This window comes from Actinoplanes lobatus (genome assembly GCF_014205215.1).
Lineage (GTDB): Bacteria > Actinomycetota > Actinomycetes > Mycobacteriales > Micromonosporaceae > Actinoplanes > Actinoplanes lobatus.
This window is the reverse complement of record NZ_JACHNC010000001.1, coordinates 5,205,925-5,224,167: the sequence shown is the minus strand read 5'-3', so window position 1 is coordinate 5,224,167 and position 18,243 is coordinate 5,205,925. Positions and strand designations below refer to the sequence as shown.

Here is an 18,243-nt window from a genome sequence, read left to right as displayed (position 1 = left end):
CGATGGCCGACGAAACGACGCCCCGACTGCGCCTGACCGCTATCTCGAAGCGGTTCGGCGCGGTCCGGGCCATTCAGCACGCCGATTTCACGGTACGGGCGGGCAAGGTGCACGCCCTGGTCGGTGAGAACGGCGCGGGCAAGTCCACGATGATCAAGATCGTGGCGGGGGCGGAGACCGCCGACTCGGGCCGGATCGAGTTCGAGGGCGTGACGGCCGAGATCAGGAGCACCACCGATGCCATCGCGCTTGGCATCGCCACCGTCTACCAGGAGCCGCAGCTGTTCCCCGAGCTGACCGTGGCGGAGAACATCTTCCTGGGCCGGGAGATCCGATCGACTTTCCGGAAGGTCGACTGGGCGGCGCAGAACGCGAAGGTGGTCGAGCTGCTGGAGCTGCTCGGCCTCCCGGAGCGGTACGCGACCGCCGAGGTCGGCACCCTCTCGGTGGCCGAGCAGCAGCAGGTCTCGATCGCCAAGGCGCTGGCCGCCGACGCGAAGGTGCTGATCCTCGACGAGCCGTCGGCGATCCTGACCGACGCCGAGATCGAGGTGCTCTTCGACGTGGTCCGGCGGCTCACCGCCACCGGTGTCGCGGTCATCTACATCTCGCACCGTCTGGACGAGCTGTTCCGGATCGCTGACGAGGTGACGGTCATGCGTGACGGCAGGACGATCGGCACGTACCCGATCAAGGATCTGAGCGTGCGTCAGATCGCGCACCTGATGGTCGGCGAGGAGTTGTCGGACGCCCGGCCGCATCGTGAGGTCCCGGAGGGACCGGCCGCGCTGGAGCTGCGCGGCCTGGGCCGCACCGGGAAGTTCCGCGACGTCGACGTGACCGTGCGGGCCGGCGAGATCGTCGCCCTGTACGGACTGGTCGGCTCGGGTGTATCCGAGATCGCTGCATGTGTGTACGGCATTGATCGCGCTACACATGGACAGCTTCTAGTCGACTCAACGCAAGTCAACATCAAGAACCCCGAGCATGCACAGCGACTGGGCATCGCCCTGTTGCCGGCGAACCGCAAGGTCGAGGGGATGTTCGGTTTCCAGTCGATCGCCTTCAACATCTCCGCGGGTCATCTGCGGCTGCTGTCCAGACTCGGCGTCTGGGTGGACCGGGCGCGGGAGAAGGCCGTCGCGCTGAAATTGATCGAGCGGCTCGCGGTGAAGACGCCGCACGAACGGCAGCCGATCAGCGCGATGTCCGGCGGCAACGCGCAGAAGGTTGTCCTCGCCCGGCAGCTGGTGGAACGGCCGAGGGTGCTGGTGCTGGCCGAGCCGACACAGGGTGTCGACGTCGGCGCCAAGGAGGAGATCCACCGGTTGATCACCGAGCTGGCCGAGGAGGGCACCGCCGTCCTGGTGGTGACCTCGGACCTGCCGGAGGCGCTGCGCATCGCCGACCGCATCCAGGTGGTGCGGGGCGGCACGACGACCGACGAGTTCGGCCCGGACGCCAGCCAGGTGGACCTGCTGGCCGCAGCCGCGGGAGGAAACGAATGACCGCGAGCGGCAAAACAAGCGGAACAAGCGGAAGCGGAAGCGGAAGCGGAAGCGGAAGCGGAAGCGGAAGCGGAAGCGGAACAAGACCGACGACCGCCGCGGGAGGCAGCGAATGACCGCGGTCGCGGAAGCGAAGATCAGGAAGCGGGTGCTGCCGTCACCCATAACCGGCCAGGAGGTGGTGCTGGTCGGCGTGATCGCCGTGCTGTGGGCCGCGCTCGCGGTGAGCACCCCGGCGTTCCTGACCGCCGGCTCGATCCAGCCGCTGCTGGTGGCGACCGCCCCGGTGGCGCTGATCGGCGTCGGCATGACCATCGTGATCATCACCGGTGGCATCGACGTCTCGGTCGGCGGCGCGATCATGGTCTGTTCCGTGCTGACCGCGAAAGCACTGGTCCAGGCCGAGGTGGGCCTCGCCGTGGCGGTGTTGCTGTCGGTCGCGGCGGGCGCTCTGCTCGGCCTGGTCAACGGCGTGCTGATCGCCTACGGCCGGGTGCACGCCATCATCATCACCTTCGGTACGGCGAACCTGTTCATGTTCCTGGGCCTGCGGATCTTCGGCTCCGGGACGGTGAACGGCATCCCCGGCACGCTGGCGTTCTTCGGCCGTGGACCGGACGGGCGCACTCTCGGCGTCCCGCACGCCTTCCTGATCACCGTGCTGATCACGGCGGCCGCCTGGTGGTGGCTGCGGCACACGGCGGGTGGCCGGCACTTCTTCGCGATCGGCGGCGACGCGCAGGCGGCCCGGCTGGCCGGTGTGCGCGTGCAGCGCCGGGTCCTGCTGGCCTACGTGCTGACCGGCCTGCTGGTCGGCCTGGCCTCGTGTTTCGTGATCGCGCAGGGCACCTCGACGCTGGACCAGTCGGTCGGCGCCGGCAAGGAGCTGGCGGTGATCGCCGCGGTGGTCATCGGCGGGACGAGCATCATGGGCGGCCGCGGTTCGGTGCTCGGCACCCTGCTCGGCGCGCTGCTGGTGCAGTCGGTCGCCTCCGGGGTGACCCAGCTGGGCTGGCGTTCGCAGCTCTCCGACCTGTTCGTCGGCATCTTCATCATCGTGGCGGTCGGGGCCGACCTGCTGCGTGCCCGGGCGAGGAGGAACCGGTGAGCAGGGCGGTCCGGATTCTTCTCACGCAGCGGATCGCGCTGCTCGCGGTTCTGATCGTGGCCGTCGTGGTGACGTTCTTCATCAACGACATGGGCGGCTACCTGACGGCGCCGTACGACTTCGACTACATGTCGGCGGCGCTGATCACCGCGGTGCCGCTGGCCATGCTGGGCCTGGCGGAGATGCTGGTCATCCTGTCCGGCCGGGGCGGCATCGACCTGAGCGTCGGGGCGATCGTGTCGCTGGCCGGCATGGTGTTCGGCTTCGCGTACGGCGAGTGGGGCTGGCCGCTGTGGCTGGCGATCCTGGCGACGGCCGGGTTCGGTGCGCTGCTCGGCGCGGTGAACGGCTTCCTGGTGTCGTACATCGGGTTCCCGGCGCTGATCGCGACGCTGGCGACGTTCTACGCGTACAAGTCGCTGGCCATCGTGATCAACGACCAGCAGCCGATCAGCACCGAGCCGATCCAGGAGCTGTTCTCCATCAGCAAGTCGGTGGAGCTGCCGCTGTTCGGCCAGTACGTGCCCGACGTCCCGCTGGGCATCTTCACGTTCCTGCTGCCGACCGTCGTCGCGGTCTGGGTGCTGCTGGCCCGGACTGCCTACGGGCGGCGGCTCTACGCGATCGGCACCAACGACGTCGCCGCTCGCTGGGCAGGGCTTCCGGTCAAGGACACGCGCTTCAAGGCGTACGTCTATGCGGGTTTGATCTCGGGTCTGGTGGCCGTGGTGACCGTGGGCCAGTTCGCCTCGGCGCGCCCGGACGCCGGGGTCTCCGGCAACGGCATGGCCCTGCCGGCCATCACCATCGCCGTGCTCGGCGGGGTGGCGATCACCGGTGGTATCGGCCGGGTCGCCGGCGTGGTGCTGGCGACGCTGCTCATCGTCTGGCTCAACGCCGGCATCCTGCTCGCCTTCGTCGGTAACGAGGGTTCGCAGTACCAGCTTCTCGCCCTGGGCGCGGTGCTGGTGTTCGCCGCGCTGTTGAACGGGCTCACCAATCGCAAGTACGGAGGAAGCGCATCATGAACCTCGACGGACTCGACGGCTTCACGATCGAGGTCCCGAGCTGGGCGTACGGGAACTCGGGCACCCGGTTCAAGGTGTTCACCCGTCCCGGTGGGCCGCGGAACCCGTACGAGAAGATCTCGGACGCCGCGCAGGTGAACCGGGTGACCGGCCTGGCCAACCGGGTCTCCCTGCACATCCCGTGGGACCTGGTGGACGACTGGCCGGATCTGCGGGCGCACGCCGACAAGCTGGGCGTGCGGATCGGCGCGATCAACTCGAACCTGTTCCAGGACGACGACTACCGGCTCGGCTCGCTGTGCCACCCGGACGCCGCGGTCCGGCGCAAGGCGGTCGACCATCACCTCCAGTGCCTGGACGTGATGCGGCAGACCGGCTCGACGGATCTGAAGATCTGGCTGCCGGACGGTCTGAACTACGCCGGGCAGGACTCGCTGCGCGGCCGGCAGGACCGGCTGGCCGAGTCGCTGCGGACGATCTACGACGCGATGGACGACGGCCACCGGATGCTGCTCGAGTACAAGTTCTTCGAGCCGCACTTCTACACCATGGACATCCCCGACTGGGGCACCTCGCTGCTGCACTGCCTGGCGCTGGGCGAGAAGGCGACCGTGGTGCTGGACACCGGCCACCACGCGCCGGGAACGAACATCGAGTTCATCGTGATGCAGCTGATCCGGCAGAACCGGCTGGGCGCGTTCGACTTCAACTCGCGCTACTACGCCGACGACGACCTGATCGTCGGTTCGGCCGACCCGTTCCAGCTGTTCCGGATCATGTCGGAGATCGTGGCCGCGGGCGCGCACCGGCCCGAGTCGGGCGTCAACTTCATGCTCGACCAGTGCCACAACATCGAGGAGAAGATCCCGGGCCAGATCCGCTCGGTCCTCAACGTCGAGTCGGCGCTGGCCAAGGCGCTGCTGGTGGACCAGGAGGCGCTGGCCGCCGCGCAGCGGGCGGGTGACGTGCTGGGCGCGCATCAGGTGCTGATGGACGCCTACGAGACCGACGTGCGGTCCGCTCTCGCGGACCGGCGGGAGGCGCGGGGCCTGCCGCGCGATCCGGTCAAGGCCTTCCAGGAGACGGGGTACGCGGAAAGCGTGGCCGCCGAGCGGGTCGGTGGCACACAGGCGGGCTGGGGAGCGTAATCCTCCGCGAATCGGCCCCGGGCACCGTCCGCCCGGGCGCACCATGAGCGGATGGAGACCGCTACGCCGCCGGAGCACGAGGCCCGGGTCGCCGAGGTCCGGGCCCGCCTCGCCGAGTTCGCCGAGGGGGATCCGTCACCGGCCGAACGGGCTCTCGTGCTCCGGCTGCTCCGTTCGTTCACCGCGAAGACCCCGGGCGCGGTGGACCTGCTGGCCCGTCTCCTGGAGGCCGGCGATCCGGGGCCGGTCAGCGATCCCGCCCACAGTTTGAAGGGGTCGGCCGCCAACATCGGGGCGATCCGGCTCGCGGACCTGTGCGCCACGGTCGAGGACCAGGCCCGGGCCGGCATCGTCGCCGACCCCGGACGCACCGTGGAACGTCTGCACGCCGAGGCCGACGGCGCGCTGCTGGCGGTCCAGGCGGTCACCGCCCGGTACGAGGAGCCGGTCTAGGGCATTGCGGGGTAGTGCTCCAGCTCGACCCGGACCCGTTTGCCGCCGTGGTGGTTCTCCACCGTCCAGCCGGCCGACAGCGCCTCGATCAGCGCGAGCCCCCGCCCGCCGATCCCGTCCGGGTCGCGGCGGCGGGGCACCAGCGACGATCCGTCGGCCACCGCGACGGTCACCCGTCCGCCGTGCGCCTCGATGCTCACCTCGACGAAGCCACCGCCGTGCAGGACGGCGTTGCTGACGAGCTCGCTCACCACCACGGCGCAGGCGTCCAGCCAGTCGGCGTCGCGGAGACCCCAGCCGACGAGCACCGCGGTCACGGCGCGGCGGGCGGAGGCCGGTGCGCCGCGGCCGAGCGGTACGTCGAGATGGGCGGTCAGCTCGGACATGATTGACCCCAGGATGGCTCGCGTGCGGCCGCACAGTACCCCGCGATCCCCCGCCCCGAAACGTCATTGTCCTTATTGCCGTATTTAACATGATTTAGGCTTCAGGTATGGCAGCGGTGCTCATCGTCGAGGACGACCAGGAACGCCAGGCGGTCATCGCCGAGGTGGTCGGCCGGTTCGGCCACCAGGTGGTCCTCGCCGGGGACGGCCGGGCCGCCCTGACCGCCGCGTTCGCCCACCGGCCCGACCTGATCATCGCCGATGTCGACGCGCCGCACCTGGACGGCGCCCGGATGTGCCGTGGTTTGCGCGAGCATCCCACCACCGCGGACGTGCCGGTCGTCCTGATCACCGCCCACCAGCCGCCCGGCGACACCGCCCTGGCCGAGGCCGAGGCCGTCGCCGTGGTGCCGAAACCGTTCAGCGCCGAGGACCTCACCGAAACGCTGCGCGGATGCCTGGAGGGGACCGCCGGGACCCGCGTGGGCCCGGCCTTCACCGAGGCGCTGCTGCGCAGCCTCGACGCCGGGGTGGTGGCGTGCGACCTGGAGGGCCGGCTCGTGGTGATCAACCAGCCGGTCCGCGACTTCTTCGGCGACGACAGCCTGGGCGTTCCGGCCCGGGACTGGGCCGAGCGGTTCGGCCTGCGCCGCGAGGACGGCAGCCCGCTGGACCCCGACGACGTGGCGCTGTACCGGGCGCTGCGCGGCGAGGAGGTCCAGCACGATGTGATCCTCGCCCACGACCGGCAGGACCGGCCCCGCTGGTTCGCCGTCAACGCCCGCCCGGTCCGCGACGCCGCCGGCCACGTTCTCGGAGCGGTCGCCGCGGTCCACGACGTCACCGCCGAACACCACCAGCACCAGTACGAGCGCTGCAAGAGCGAGGTCCTCAAGGCCCTGGTGCACGCCCCCGACACGGCCAGCGCCGGCGCCCAGGTGCTGCGCGCCATGGCGGACGGACTGGGCTGGCCGTTCCTGCGGCTGTGGCTGGTCGACCCGGTCACCGACCGGCTGCGCCCGGCCGTCACCCACCTCGCGCCCGGCTCGCCACCGATCGAGCTGCCGTCCGTGCTGGACCGCGGGGAGGGCATGGTCGGCTCCTGCTGGGAGCGCGGCGAGCCGATCTGGGTGCCCGACCTCCAGGCCCCCGGCTCACCGGTGCTGTCCCGCTTCGCCGAGGCCGGGCACTACCGGGCGGCGCTGGCCGTGCCGGTGTCCAGCGCCGAGAAGGTCGTCGGCGTGCTCAGCTGCTTCATCCTGGAGTACCAGGATCCCGACCCGGCCCTGAAGGTCCTGCTCACCGGCATCGCCGGGCACCTCGGCGCCTACCTGGAGCGCCGCCGCGCCGAGGAGCTGTCCCACCAGCTCGCGGCCAGCGTCGGCGAGTACATCGCCCTGGTCGGCCACGAGCTGCGCACCCCGCTCACCTCGATCGGCACCTACACCGACCTGATCGCCGAGGAGCCCGACCAGACGACCGTCGGCGAGATCCGTGAGCTGCTGACGGTGATCGAGCGCAACAACGCCCGGCTGCGCTCGCTCGTCGAACGGCTGCTCGACCTGTCCGCCCTGGAGTCCGGGCAGGCCGAGCTCATCACCGCCGAGGTGGACCTGGCATCGGTGGTGACGGCCGCGGCCGCGGGCTTCTCGGTGCGTCTCGACCTGCCGGAGCGGCTGACCGTCCCCGGCGACCGCGACCGGCTGCGCCAGGTCGCCGAGAACCTGATCGGCAACGCGGTCAAGCACAGCCCCGAGGGCGGCGTGGTCCGGGTCTCCCTCACCGCCGACGAGGACGCCGCCGTGCTGACCGTCACCGACAGCGGCATCGGCATCCCGGCCGATGAACGCGACCGCCTCTTCGCCCGCCTCTACCGCGCTTCCAACGCCCGGCACAGCGACATCCCGGGCGCCGGCCTGGGGCTGGCGCTGAGCCGGGCAATCGTCGAACTGCACGGCGGCAGCATCACGCTGGACGAGAACGACGGCGGCGGAACGGTCGCCACGGTCCGCCTTCCCCGCCGTCCCGGGACCATTGGCCCTGCCCGCCCGGGACGCCCCGACGAGACGCTGGGAGGGAACCACTAGGAGGGGTCATGCAGGCAGGAAACATGGACGCGTGGCGCGGCTTCGCCGGGACGTCGTGGCGCACCGGGATCGACGTCGCCGGCTTCATCCACGACAACGTGCGGCCCTACGAGGGCGACGCCGCGTTCCTGGCCGGGCCGACCGCGCGGACCAACCGTGTCTGGGACCGGCTGTCCGCGATGTTCGTCGAGGAGCGGGCCAACGGCATCTACGACGCCGACACGTCCACCCCGTCGTCGATCACCGCGCACGGGCCGGGCTACATCGACCGGGAGAGCGAACTGATCGTCGGCCTCCAGACCGACGCCCCGCTGCGCCGCGCCATCATGCCGGCCGGCGGCCTGCGGATGGTCGAGGGCGGCCTGAAGGCGTACGGGCGGGAGCTCGACCCCGGCGTGCGCAAGATCTTCACGGACTACCGCAAGACCCACAACGCCGGTGTCTTCGACGCCTACCCGGCCGACGTGCTCGCCGCCCGCCGCTCGCACATCATCACCGGACTGCCCGACGCGTACGGCCGCGGCCGGATCATCGGCGACTACCGCCGCGTGGCCCTCTACGGCGTGGACTTCCTCATCGAGGAGCGCAAGCAGGTCAAGACGGCGCTCAACGCCCGTCTGTCGGTGGCCGACGTGATCCGCGACCGGGAGGAGCTGTCCGAGCAGATCCGGGCGCTCCAGGAGCTCAAGACGATGGCCGCGGGCTACGGCTACGACCTCTCCGGCCCGGCCACCACCGGCCGCGAGGCGGTCCAGTGGCTGTACTTCGCCTACCTGGCGGCCACGAAGGAGCAGAACGGCGCGGCCATGTCGCTCGGCCGGACCTCCTCGTTCCTGGACGTCTACCTGGAACGCGACATCGCCGAGGGCGTCCTCACCGAGGAGCAGGCCCAGGAGCTGGTCGACGACTTCGTCATCAAGCTGCGCATCGTCCGGTTCCTGCGCACCCCCGAGTACGACGAACTGTTCTCCGGCGACCCCACCTGGGTGACCGAGTCGATCGGTGGCATCGGCTCCGACGACCGGCCGCTGGTGACCCGGACCAGCTTCCGCTACCTCCAGACGCTCTACAACCTGGGCCCGGCGCCCGAGCCGAACATGACGGTGCTGTGGTCGCCGCGGCTGCCCGAGGGCTTCAAGCGGTTCTGCTCGCAGGTCAGCATCGACACCAGCAGCATCCAGTACGAGAACGACGACCTGCTGCGGCCGTACCTGAGTGACGACGCGGCGATCGCCTGCTGCGTGTCCGGGATGCGGGTCGGCAAGGACATGCAGTTCTTCGGAGCCCGGGCGAACGTGGCGAAGGCCCTGCTCTACGCGATCAACGGTGGCCGCGACGAGATCAGCGGCGTGCAGGTGGCGCCCGCGACGAAGCCGTTGAACGAGGAGGTGCTCGACTACGACGAGGTGTTCGAGGCGTACGACAAGACCCTTGACTGGGTTGCCGAGGTCTATGTTGATGCACTCAATGTCATCCACTACATGCACGACAAGTATGCATATGAGCGCATCGAGATGGCGCTGCACGACTACCCGGTGCACCGCTTCCTGGCCACCGGCATCGCCGGGCTCTCGGTCGCCGTCGACAGCCTGTCCGCCATCAAGTACGCCCAGGTGAAGCCGGTCCTCGACGAGACCGGACTGGTCGTCGACTACGCGGTGGACGGCGACTACCCGACCTTCGGCAACAACGACGACCGAGTCGACGAGATCGCGGTGGACCTGGTCAACCGGTTCATGGAGAAGATCCGGCGGCAGCCGATGTACCGCGGCGCCGAGCCCACCATGTCGGTACTGACCATCACCTCGAACGTCGTCTACGGCAAGCACACCGGCAACACCCCGGACGGCCGGCGGCTCGGCGAGCCGTTCGCGCCCGGCGCCAACCCGATGAACGGCCGGGACAAGCACGGCCTGGTCGCGGCGGCCCTGTCGGTGTCGAAACTGCCCTACCGCAGCGCCCGCGACGGCATCTCGCTGACCATCACCTCAACGCCGGACGGTCTCGGCCGCACCCGCGACGAGCAGGTCGGCAACCTGGTCGGCGTGCTCGACGGCTACACCGACGGTCACGGCTTCCACATGAACGTCAACGTTCTCGACCGGGCCACCCTGGAGGACGCCATGGAGCACCCGGAGAAGTACCCGCAGCTCACCATCCGTGTCTCCGGCTACGCGGTGAACTTCGTACGGCTCACCAAGGAGCAGCAGCGCGACGTCATCTCGCGCACCTTCCACGGCGCGCTGTGACCGTCACCGGGAGCGTGCATTCGTTCGACGTCTCCACGGGCGTCGACGGGCCGGGAACGCGATTCGTCGCGTTCCTGGCCGGCTGCCCGCTGCGCTGCCAGTACTGCCACAGCCCCGACACGTGGTTCCGGCGCAGCGGGCAGATCATGGACGCCGACGAACTGATGACCGAAATCCAGCGCTACGAACGCTTCATCAAGGTCGCGCACGGCGGTGTCACCATCAGTGGCGGCGAGGCCCTGCAACAACCCGACTTCGTCCGCGAGATCTTCACCCGGTGCCAGGAGCGGGGACTGCACACCGCCCTCGACACCAGCGGCTACCTGGGCGCCAAGGCGTCCGACGAACTGCTCGACGTCACCGACCTGGTACTGCTCGACATCAAGGCCGGCGACGAGGAGACGTACCACCGCGTCACACGTACCGGAACCCTCGAACCGACCGTGAGCTTCGCGCACCGCCTGGCCGACCGCGGCATCCCGATCTGGGTCCGTTTCGTCCTGGTCCCGGGTCTCACCGACACGGTCGAGAACGTCGACGCGGTAGCCGCCATCGCCGCCTCGATCAGCACCGTCGAACGCGTCGAGGTCCTGCCGTTCCACCGCCTCGGCGCCGCCAAGTACGCCGCCCTCAACCAGCCATTCCCGCTGGCCGGCACCGACGCGCCCACCCCCGCGCTGCTCGACCGGGTCCGCGCCCAGTTCCGCGCCCACGGCCTCACTGTCTATTAGAGTCTTCTTCTTGGTGTTTGCGGTTCTTGGGTCGGGCGAATCGCCGAACGGGGGCGCCGACCGCCGCGCTAGGCGAAAATGCGGCTTTCACCGGAAATAGGCGCCCGTTTTGCCCGCTTTACATGCCGACGTTGTGTGACCTTGAACGATTTGCCACCTAAACCGGTGATAAATCGATCAAGATCGCTCCGGGTGACGCGCCCAGCTGGCGAGGGAATGCAGATTCGGCCGTGGGCAGCCAGATCAAAGACTCATTAACACCCCTTTATCGTACGAAAGTGCCCGCCCCGCCCTTTCAAGGCAGTTCCGCCCGCTCCACGCGAGCCACTGCGACTCCAGCCTCTGCCGCGCCCGCCGGGCTTACCTGCCCACGAACGGTCCCGCAAGACCCCCGAAACAGCCCTGGAAACCAGCCGGACCCGGTGACCCGAGCGACGCCAGCCGCCCGGCTCGGACCATCGCTCCCGAAACCACCCTGGAAACCAGCGGGACCCGGTGACCCGAGCGACGCCAGCCGCCCGGCTCGGACCATCGCCCCCGAAACCACCCTGGAAACCAGCCGGACCCGGTGACCCGTACGGCGCCAGCCACCCGGCTCGGACCGTGCGGCGCCAGCCGCCCGGTCAGGCTCAGGTGACAAGGTAAGCCGTGTAGCGGACCAGGTTCGCCTCGCGGACGGCGGAGGCCACGAAGATCGACTGTTCCAGGACCGTGAGGGCCGGGTCGGCGGTCTCCAGCTGGACGGCCAGGCGGAAGTAATAGTCGGACGGTGACACCGGGTCGCCGCGCAGCAGGGACTCCAGGATCTCCGGGCGGCCGCTGCGGACGCCGAAGGTGCGGATGTAGACGTGCGAGCCGTTCGCCGTCCGCGCCGAGTAGCGGGTGTCGATCTCGATGGCGCCGTCCGGGCGGACCACCTGCCAGTCGGCGCCGCCGGGCAGTACCTCGGCCGTGAAGAGACCGGACACCCGGCCGCCGATGATCGGCACCACCCGCCGGTGGCCGGCCCGGGTCGCGCCGTGGTCCTCCAGCGGGCCGAGCCGCGCCTCGACGTCGAACGCGGCCTCCAGCCCGGGGATCGCCGGCGCGCTCATGACGGCCGTCCCAGCGGGTCCACTCGGGACGCGCGCATCGCCGGCGGCCATACCCGCGGGTGGGCGCGGGTCGCCGGACCGGTCACGACGGCCACACCGGCAGGTCGGCACGGATCACCCAGCCCGGTCACGACGGCCACACCGGCAGGTCGATGTGGGACGGGTGGGCCGCGGCGTGCGAGACCTCCTGGGTGGCGCGATGGGTTTCGGCCGCCGTCGCGGCGGGCTCGCCCGAGCCCGGGTTGCGGGCGTAGCGGGGATGCGCCCCCGAGCTGACCTGGACGCTGATCCGGTGCCCGGCCGCGAACGTGTGGAACGCCGGCCACAGATCCACCGTCACCTCGCGGAAGCCGTTCTCGTCCGGGCCGGGGTCCGCGGCCGCGATGCCGCCGATCCGGCGGATGCCGTCGCAGACGCTCATCGACCGGCCGTCCGGGTGGACGTCGCAGATCCGTACGAAAACGTCGAAGCTCGGCCGCGACGACCGGAACCGGATTCGGGCCACCGGCGTTCCGGCGATCGTCACCGGCGCAGCCAGCCGGTCGCCGCGGAAGACCAGCACGTCGGCGCGGGCCTCGTGGGCGGCGTTGTCGACGGGGCCCTGTTTCGGTTCCAGGCTCGGGCCGCCGACCGCGGGGGTGGGGTCGTCCGGGTCGTAGACGTACGAGGACACTCCCCCGTCCGGCACGTCCGGATGCAGGCGGCCTGTCTCGTGCAGATGCCAGGCCCGGGTGGCGGTGCCCGGCGGCGGCCAGGACGGCAGGTCGTGCCACCGGCCGGCGCCGGTGAGATAGGCGCGGACCGGGGCGGCGCGGTCGGCGCCAGTGCGGTCAACGCGGACCGGGGCGGTGCCAGTGCGGTCGGCGCGGACCGGGGCGGTGCGGCCGTCCGGCTCCCCGGCGAAGTTCTCCCGCAGGAACGCCGTGGTCTCCCGGATGGCGACGGCGCCCATCTCCGGCGCCGAGTGCCCCCACGGTCCGATGGTGAGCAGCGGTGGGCGGCCGGCCCCGGTCAGCGTGGCGTGGTTCCGCAGCTGCCAGGGCAGGAAGATGTCGTACCAGCCGGTGATCATGTAGATCGGGGCGGTGATGTCGGTGACCGAGGCGGTGTGCGACTGCCCGGTCCAGTAGTCGTCGGTGAGCCGCTCGTGGGCCACCCAGTCCTGGTACCAGTGCACCGCACGCCCGGTGGCCACGGTGTCGCCGCTGCTGAGCGGGAGCGTGCCGAAACCGCGCAGCAGCTTCCGGTCCGGGCGCAGCATGCCGAGGAACAGCGACAGCATCTCCCGGTTGATCATCCGGCTCATCATCTGCGTCCAGCCCAGCGCGTTGCGCAGCGAGAAAGCGGCGTTGTCCCAGGTGATCGCCCCGAAGTCGGGCATCGTGACGAGCAGGCAGAGGGCGTCCGGCGCGTTCTCCGGGTCGTCCACCGTCATCCGGCCGGCGACCGCCCACTGGGTGAAACCCATGTAGCTCGGGCCGAACGTGACGACCCGGCCGGTGCACCAGGGCTGCTCGCGCACCCAGCGGTGGGTGGCCATGCCGTCGCGCTGCTCGTCGATCTGCGGGGTGAAGACGCCACCGGAGCCCCACGTGCCGCGGCAGCTCTGGAACAGCACCGGGAACCCCTCCCGGGCCAGCGCCCGCGCCTGGCCCGCCACCATGCCGCGACGGCCGTACGGGCCGCGGATCACGATGGTCGGCAGCCCCGGATCGGTCGCCCCGATAGGCGTGATCAGGTCGGCGAGCAGTTCCACGCCGTCGTCCATGGGGACGCGCAGGTCTTTGCGGAGCTCGATGTCGTACGGGCCGGGGGTCAGGCCTTTGAGGGTCCACGACTGCACCCAACGGGACAGTCGCTGGCGGAGCGTGCTCATGCGGGGCTCCTTACGGGGGGACTGGCGTTATCGCTGTTCGGTGAGCGCGTCGCGGAGCCGTTCCAGTGCGGGTACGGCGGCGGCGAGCGCGGCCCGGTCGGCGGCGGTGAGGGTGGCCGCCGCGTACGCGACGAGATCGCCGCTGGCCAGGTCGAAACGGTCGAAGAGGTTGAGGGCCTTCGCGGTGGCGAGGACCTCGACCTGCCGCCGGTTCCCCGGCCGGGGGCGGCGTTCCACCAGCCCGGCGGTCTCCATGGCGGTGAGCAGGTTGCTGACCGCCGGACGGCTCAGCCCGAGCCGGTCGGCCAGTTCGCCGGGCGTGGTGACGGCGCCGCGCGGCAGCGCCCGGATGATCTCGATCTGCGCGTCCGGGATCTCCGGCAGATGTTCGGCGGCCCGCGCGGCCGCCAGCAGTGTCCGCCGCAACGGCGAGATGACCGCCGCGAGCCGCGCCGCGTCGAACTCACTCACGGAAGCGGCCCTCATCCACGAGGCCGGGCACGCGGGGTGAGGCGGGCGAGGGCCGGTTGTCGAGGGCACCGGGCGGGGTGAGCGAGGGCCGGTTGTTGAGGGCGTCCGGGTGGAAGCCGGCCGCCTTCTTGTAGCCGGTGGCGATCTCGGTGAGCTCGTCCGGGGTGAGAACGTCGTGGATGTGCGCGAACCCCCGCGGCGCCCGCTCGTGGGCCAGGACCATCACCTGTTCGGGGCCCTGCCGCCGGTTGCTCAGCACCAGCGCCGTCGTGGCCGGGCGGCGCGCGGCCTCGTAGGCGGCCAGGCCTTCTGCCGCGGTCTCGCTGGTGGCCAGATGAAATGCGAGGGTACGGGCATCGAGGATCGCCTGCGACGCCCCGTTGGAGCCGTTCGGGTACATGGGGTGGGCGGCGTCGCCGAGCAGCGTGGCGTGGCCGTGCGTCCAGCGGTCGACCGGGTCGCGGTCCACCATGGGGTATTCCAGGATCTCGCCGGCCGCGGCCAGCAGGGCCGGCACGTCGAGCCAGGGGAATCGCCAGTCCCGGAAGAGGTCGATGATCGGCTGTGGGTCGACGGCCCGGTTCCAGTCGGCGTTCTCGCCCGCGAAGCCGCGGGTCCGCCGCTCCGCGATGAAGTTGATCTCGGCATTGCCGTCGGCGTCCGGCGCCCCGATCGGGTAGGCCACGAATTTCTGCCCGGCGTCACCCGCCATGATCATCGTGCGGCCGTCGAGGAACCCGGGCATCCGGGCGGTGCCGCGCCACAGGGTCAGCCCGTTCCAGACCGGCTCGCCCTCACCGGGGTACCACTGCCGCCGCAGCGCCGACTGCATCCCATCGGCCCCGACGATCACCTCGGCCGCGACCGCCACTTCGCCCCCGGCCGCCGCGAACCGCGCCACCCCACCGGCCCGGCCGGCCGTGGCGGCCCCGAAAGGCCCGCCGACCCCGGCAGCCGAGGCGGCCTCGACGGCCAGCAGACGGTGGCCGGTGCGGACGGTTCCGGGGCCGAGGCGCTCCTCGACCGCGGCCAGCAGTTCCATCTGCAACCGACCACGATGCACCGACACCTGCGGCCACCGGTATCCCGCCGCGATTCCCCGCGGCTCGCTCCAGATCGGCTGGCCGAAGCGGTTGTAGTAGGCGAGCGTCCCCGGGGCGACGCCCCGTTTCCCGATCCGCTCCCCGAGGCCCAGCTCGGTCAGCTCGCGCACCGCGTGCGGCAGCAGGTTGATCCCCACCCCGAGCGGCCGCAGCTTCTCGGCCCGCTCGTAGACCGCGATGTCCGGGAATCCGGCCGCGTGCAGGCTCAGCGCGGTGGTGAGGCCGCCGATGCCGGCTCCGATGATCACGATCGCCATGGCCGGATAGTTTTGTGACAAAAATGTTTCCTGTCAACAGCTCAGCCCGGCAGCACCGCCCGGCCGTGCGTCGCGGGCCGGACCCGGCAGACGGCCGCGTGCTCTGTCGTACCAAAGAAAAAGCAACGGCCCGGACGGAAACGCGAGGCCGCGGAAGCGCGGGGTGAAAGAAGCCGGCCCGGACGGAAACGCGAGGCCGCGGAAGCGCGGGGTGAAAGAAACGGCCCGGACGGAAACGCCCGGGCCGTGGATGTGCGGGGGTGCAGCGGGACACGCCCTGGACAGGATCGCCCAGGCCGCGGAAACGCCGAGGTCAGTGGTGCGAGGGATGTTCGCCGAGCAGCTTGGTGGCGAGGACCGCGGCCTGCGTGCGCCGCTCCAGGCCCAGCTTCGCGAGCAGGCTGGAGACGTAGTTCTTGACCGTCTTCTCGGCCAGGAACATCCGGCCGGCGATCTCCCGGTTGGTCAGGCCCTCGGCGACGAACTCGAGGATGCGCCGCTCCTGGTCGGTGAGCGACGCCAGCTCGCGCGGCTGCTCGACGCCGTTGCGGATGCGCTCCAGCACCCGCTGGGTGACCGCCGGGTCGAGCAGCGACTGGCCGGCGGCGACCCGGCGGACCGCGTCGACCAGGTCGGTGCCGCGGATCTGCTTGAGCACGTAGCCGGAGGCGCCCGCCATGATCGCGGCAAAGAGGGCCTCGTCGTCCTCGTAGGAGGTGAGGATCAGGCCTTTGATCGACGAGTCGACGGCCCGCACGTCACGGCAGACGTCGATGCCGTTGCCGTCGGGCAGACGGGCGTCGAGCACCGCGACGTCGGGACGCAGGGCGGGGATGCGCCGGGCCGCCTCCTGGGCGGACCCGGACTCGCCGACCACCTCGATGTCCCCACCCGCCTGGAGCAGGTCGACGAGGCCGCGGCGGACGACCTCGTGGTCGTCGAGGAGAAAGACTCGGATCATGACTCATTCCTACCGCCCGCCCGGCCCAGCACCAAGGGCCTAAGGTCCCGCGCCGCCTTTTTGTCACAGCCGATAGCCTCTATAGGTGTGGTTGAAGGATCTACTCCGTCGCTGGGGCTGAGCCCGCTCTCCCGGGTCCGGCTGGACGAGCTGCTGCAGGAGACGCTGGACCGGGTCGGTGAGATCGTCGCCAGCCGGGAGCGGCTGCGCGCCCTGCTCGACGCGGTCGTCGGCATCGGCACCGACCTGGATCTGAACAGCACGCTGCAACGGATCGTGGAGGCGGCGTGCGCGCTGGCCGACGCGAGGTACGGCGCTCTCGGTGTGGTCGGCCCGGACCGGCGCAGTCTCTCCGACTTCGTCACGCACGGCATCGACCCGGCGGCGCACGCGAAGATCGGCGACCTGCCGCACGGCCGTGGCGTCCTCGGTCTGCTGATCACCGATCCGCAGCCGGTGCGGCTGCCGGACATCACGAAACACCCTAATTCGTACGGGTTCCCGCCCAACCATCCGCCGATGCACAGCTTCCTGGGCGTCCCGGTCCGCACCCGCGATCAGATCTTCGGCAACCTGTACCTGGCCGAGAAGCGGGGCAGCGAGCAGTTCACCGACGACGACGAGGAGATCGTGGTGGCGCTGGCCGCCGCGGCCGGTGTGGCGATCGACAACGCCCGGCTGTACGAGCTGGCCCAGCGCCGTCAGCGCTGGCTGGCCGCGGCCGCCGAGATCACCAGCGTGCTGCTCGGCACGGTCCGGCGGACCGAGGCGCTGCGGCTGATCGCCCGCCGGGCCCGTGAGGTGGCCGACGCCGAGCTGGTGCTGGTGCTGCTGTACGAGAGCGACAGCGACCGCTACCGCATCGAGGTGGTGGAGGGCACCGACCCGTCGTGCGCGCAGATGGTCGGCAAGGTGTTGCCGGCGTTCGGCCCGGAGGAGACGTACCGGCTGGTGGAGGATCTGCGGGGCGCCGCCGAGTGGCCGGGCCCGGTGCCGGAGGGGCCGGCGCTGCTCGCCCCGCTGGCGGGCGCCGACTCGCCGCAGGGTGTGCTGATCGTCAGCCACCCGGCCAGCACCGACGACGCGGCCCTGCTGTCGTCGTTCGCCGGGCAGGCGGCGCTGGCGCTGGAGCGGGCCCGCGCCCAGGAGGAGCGGGAGTTGCTGGCGGTGCTGGAGGACCGGGAGCGGATCGCCCGGGACCTGCACGACGTGGTGATCCAGCGGCTGTTCGCGACCGGCATGCAGTTGCAGGGCGCGGTCGCCCCGGCCGGGGTGAAGCCGGAGGTGGTGAAGCGGATCAACGCGGCGGTCGACGACCTGGACGCCACGATCCGCGACATCCGGCGGTCGATCTTCGAGCTGCGGGCGCCGGTCGGGGCGACCCTGCGTACCGAGCTGCGGGACACCGTCGACGCGGCGCTGGACACGCTCGGGTTCCGGCCCACGCTGGAGACGTCCGGGCCGGTGGAGAGCGCGGTGCCGGACGATGTCGTGCCGGAGCTGATGGCCGTGCTCCGGGAGGCCCTGTCGAACGTGGCCCGGCACGCGCAGGCGAGCAGTGTCCGGGTTTCGGTGCGCGTCGCCGATCGGGAGCTGACACTGATGGTGGAGGACGACGGGGCCGGCATCGAGCCGGGCCTGGCACGGGGTGGTGTGCTGAACATGGGCGAGCGGGCCAGTGATCTGGGTGGCTCGTTCGAGATCGGCCCCCGCCCGGACGGTTCGGGAACTCTACTGACCTGGCGGGTCCCGATCGGCGGCTGACCGGGACCTTCGGCCCTTA

General features: G+C 70.9%; 15 protein-coding genes. 9 read left to right on the top strand and 6 right to left on the bottom strand.

Annotated features, from left to right (window positions below):
• The first annotated feature begins 2 nt into the window (after positions 1–2).
• From BJ964_RS24040 to BJ964_RS24020, 5 genes are all read left to right on the top strand, one after another.
• The gene (locus tag BJ964_RS24040) at positions 3–1,508 is read left to right on the top strand and encodes a sugar ABC transporter ATP-binding protein (RefSeq protein WP_188122785.1); all 1,506 of its coding nucleotides are present in this window, start codon (positions 3–5) and stop codon (positions 1,506–1,508) included.
• Positions 1,509–1,620: 112 nt separating this feature from the next.
• The gene (locus tag BJ964_RS24035; RefSeq protein WP_188122784.1) at positions 1,621–2,616 is read left to right on the top strand and encodes an ABC transporter permease; all 996 of its coding nucleotides are present in this window, start codon (positions 1,621–1,623) and stop codon (positions 2,614–2,616) included.
• Positions 2,613–3,644 carry an ABC transporter permease gene (locus BJ964_RS24030; RefSeq protein ID WP_188122783.1) on the top strand — a complete coding sequence of 344 codons (1,032 nt, stop codon included), beginning with the start codon at positions 2,613–2,615 and terminating at the stop codon, positions 3,642–3,644. The genes BJ964_RS24035 and BJ964_RS24030 overlap by 4 nt, the downstream gene beginning before the upstream one ends.
• Positions 3,641–4,792, top strand: coding sequence for an L-rhamnose isomerase (gene rhaI / locus BJ964_RS24025; protein WP_188122782.1), 1,152 nt, complete (start codon positions 3,641–3,643; stop codon positions 4,790–4,792). The genes BJ964_RS24030 and rhaI overlap by 4 nt, the downstream gene beginning before the upstream one ends.
• Before the next feature lie 51 nt (positions 4,793–4,843).
• Positions 4,844–5,245 (top strand): Hpt domain-containing protein, encoded by a 402-nt coding sequence (locus BJ964_RS24020; protein WP_188122781.1) that lies wholly within the window; start codon positions 4,844–4,846, stop codon positions 5,243–5,245.
• Here the strand turns inward: BJ964_RS24020 and BJ964_RS24015 are convergent.
• A complete protein-coding gene (locus BJ964_RS24015) occupies positions 5,242–5,631 on the bottom strand; it encodes an ATP-binding protein (protein ID WP_188122780.1) in 390 nt (129 codons plus the stop codon). The two genes, BJ964_RS24020 and BJ964_RS24015, sit on opposite strands and share 4 nt — an antisense overlap.
• A gap of 107 nt (positions 5,632–5,738) precedes the next feature.
• On the opposite strand from BJ964_RS24015, the gene BJ964_RS24010 reads away from it, so the two are divergent.
• From BJ964_RS24010 to pflA, 3 genes are read left to right on the top strand one after another with little or no spacing between them, the layout of a single operon-like run.
• Positions 5,739–7,718 (top strand): hybrid sensor histidine kinase/response regulator, encoded by a 1,980-nt coding sequence (locus BJ964_RS24010; RefSeq protein WP_188122779.1) that lies wholly within the window; start codon positions 5,739–5,741, stop codon positions 7,716–7,718.
• Between the two features lie 8 nt (positions 7,719–7,726).
• Complete coding sequence (gene pflB / locus BJ964_RS24005; RefSeq protein WP_188122778.1) at positions 7,727–9,967, top strand: formate C-acetyltransferase; 2,241 nt, start codon at positions 7,727–7,729, stop codon at positions 9,965–9,967.
• Positions 9,964–10,698 carry a pyruvate formate-lyase-activating protein gene (gene pflA / locus BJ964_RS24000; RefSeq protein ID WP_188122777.1) on the top strand — a complete coding sequence of 245 codons (735 nt, stop codon included), beginning with the start codon at positions 9,964–9,966 and terminating at the stop codon, positions 10,696–10,698. The genes pflB and pflA overlap by 4 nt, the downstream gene beginning before the upstream one ends.
• A gap of 629 nt (positions 10,699–11,327) precedes the next feature.
• On the opposite strand, the gene BJ964_RS23995 is transcribed toward pflA, so the two are convergent.
• The 5 genes from BJ964_RS23995 to BJ964_RS23975 form a co-directional block, all read right to left on the bottom strand.
• Positions 11,328–11,792 (bottom strand): DUF3237 domain-containing protein, encoded by a 465-nt coding sequence (locus BJ964_RS23995; RefSeq protein WP_188122776.1) that lies wholly within the window; start codon positions 11,790–11,792, stop codon positions 11,328–11,330.
• 127 nt (positions 11,793–11,919) lie between these two features.
• Complete coding sequence (locus tag BJ964_RS23990; protein WP_188122775.1) at positions 11,920–13,668, bottom strand: CocE/NonD family hydrolase; 1,749 nt, start codon at positions 13,666–13,668, stop codon at positions 11,920–11,922.
• Positions 13,669–13,695: 27 nt separating this feature from the next.
• The gene (locus tag BJ964_RS23985; protein WP_188122774.1) at positions 13,696–14,139 is read right to left on the bottom strand and encodes a MarR family winged helix-turn-helix transcriptional regulator; all 444 of its coding nucleotides are present in this window, start codon (positions 14,137–14,139) and stop codon (positions 13,696–13,698) included.
• The gene (locus tag BJ964_RS23980; RefSeq protein WP_188122773.1) at positions 14,132–15,499 is read right to left on the bottom strand and encodes a flavin-dependent oxidoreductase; all 1,368 of its coding nucleotides are present in this window, start codon (positions 15,497–15,499) and stop codon (positions 14,132–14,134) included. Before BJ964_RS23980 ends, BJ964_RS23985 begins: the two co-directional genes overlap by 8 nt.
• A 313-nt stretch (positions 15,500–15,812) precedes the next feature.
• The gene (locus BJ964_RS23975) at positions 15,813–16,460 is read right to left on the bottom strand and encodes a response regulator (RefSeq protein ID WP_183222082.1); all 648 of its coding nucleotides are present in this window, start codon (positions 16,458–16,460) and stop codon (positions 15,813–15,815) included.
• A gap of 87 nt (positions 16,461–16,547) precedes the next feature.
• Between BJ964_RS23975 and BJ964_RS23970 the strand changes: the two genes are divergently transcribed.
• Positions 16,548–18,224, top strand: coding sequence for a GAF domain-containing sensor histidine kinase (locus tag BJ964_RS23970; RefSeq protein ID WP_188122772.1), 1,677 nt, complete (start codon positions 16,548–16,550; stop codon positions 18,222–18,224).
• The last annotated feature ends 19 nt before the right edge of the window (positions 18,225–18,243 follow it).

Bases quoted from the DNA above. Each gene is read 5' to 3' on its own strand.
- BJ964_RS24040 (WP_188122785.1), top strand. From the start codon at position 3: ATGGCCGACGAAACGACGCCCCGACTGCGCCTGACCGCTATCTCGAAG.
- BJ964_RS24035 (WP_188122784.1), top strand. From the start codon at position 1,621: ATGACCGCGGTCGCGGAAGCGAAGATCAGGAAGCGGGTGCTGCCGTCA.
- rhaI (WP_188122782.1), top strand. From the start codon at position 3,641: ATGAACCTCGACGGACTCGACGGCTTCACGATCGAGGTCCCGAGCTGG.
- BJ964_RS24020 (WP_188122781.1), top strand. From the start codon at position 4,844: ATGGAGACCGCTACGCCGCCGGAGCACGAGGCCCGGGTCGCCGAGGTC.
- BJ964_RS24015 (WP_188122780.1), bottom strand. From the start codon at position 5,631: ATGTCCGAGCTGACCGCCCATCTCGACGTACCGCTCGGCCGCGGCGCA.
- BJ964_RS24010 (WP_188122779.1), top strand. From the start codon at position 5,739: ATGGCAGCGGTGCTCATCGTCGAGGACGACCAGGAACGCCAGGCGGTC.
- pflB (WP_188122778.1), top strand. From the start codon at position 7,727: ATGCAGGCAGGAAACATGGACGCGTGGCGCGGCTTCGCCGGGACGTCG.
- BJ964_RS23995 (WP_188122776.1), bottom strand. From the start codon at position 11,792: ATGAGCGCGCCGGCGATCCCCGGGCTGGAGGCCGCGTTCGACGTCGAG.
- BJ964_RS23990 (WP_188122775.1), bottom strand. From the start codon at position 13,668: ATGAGCACGCTCCGCCAGCGACTGTCCCGTTGGGTGCAGTCGTGGACC.
- BJ964_RS23980 (WP_188122773.1), bottom strand. From the start codon at position 15,499: ATGGCGATCGTGATCATCGGAGCCGGCATCGGCGGCCTCACCACCGCG.
- BJ964_RS23975 (WP_183222082.1), bottom strand. From the start codon at position 16,460: ATGATCCGAGTCTTTCTCCTCGACGACCACGAGGTCGTCCGCCGCGGC.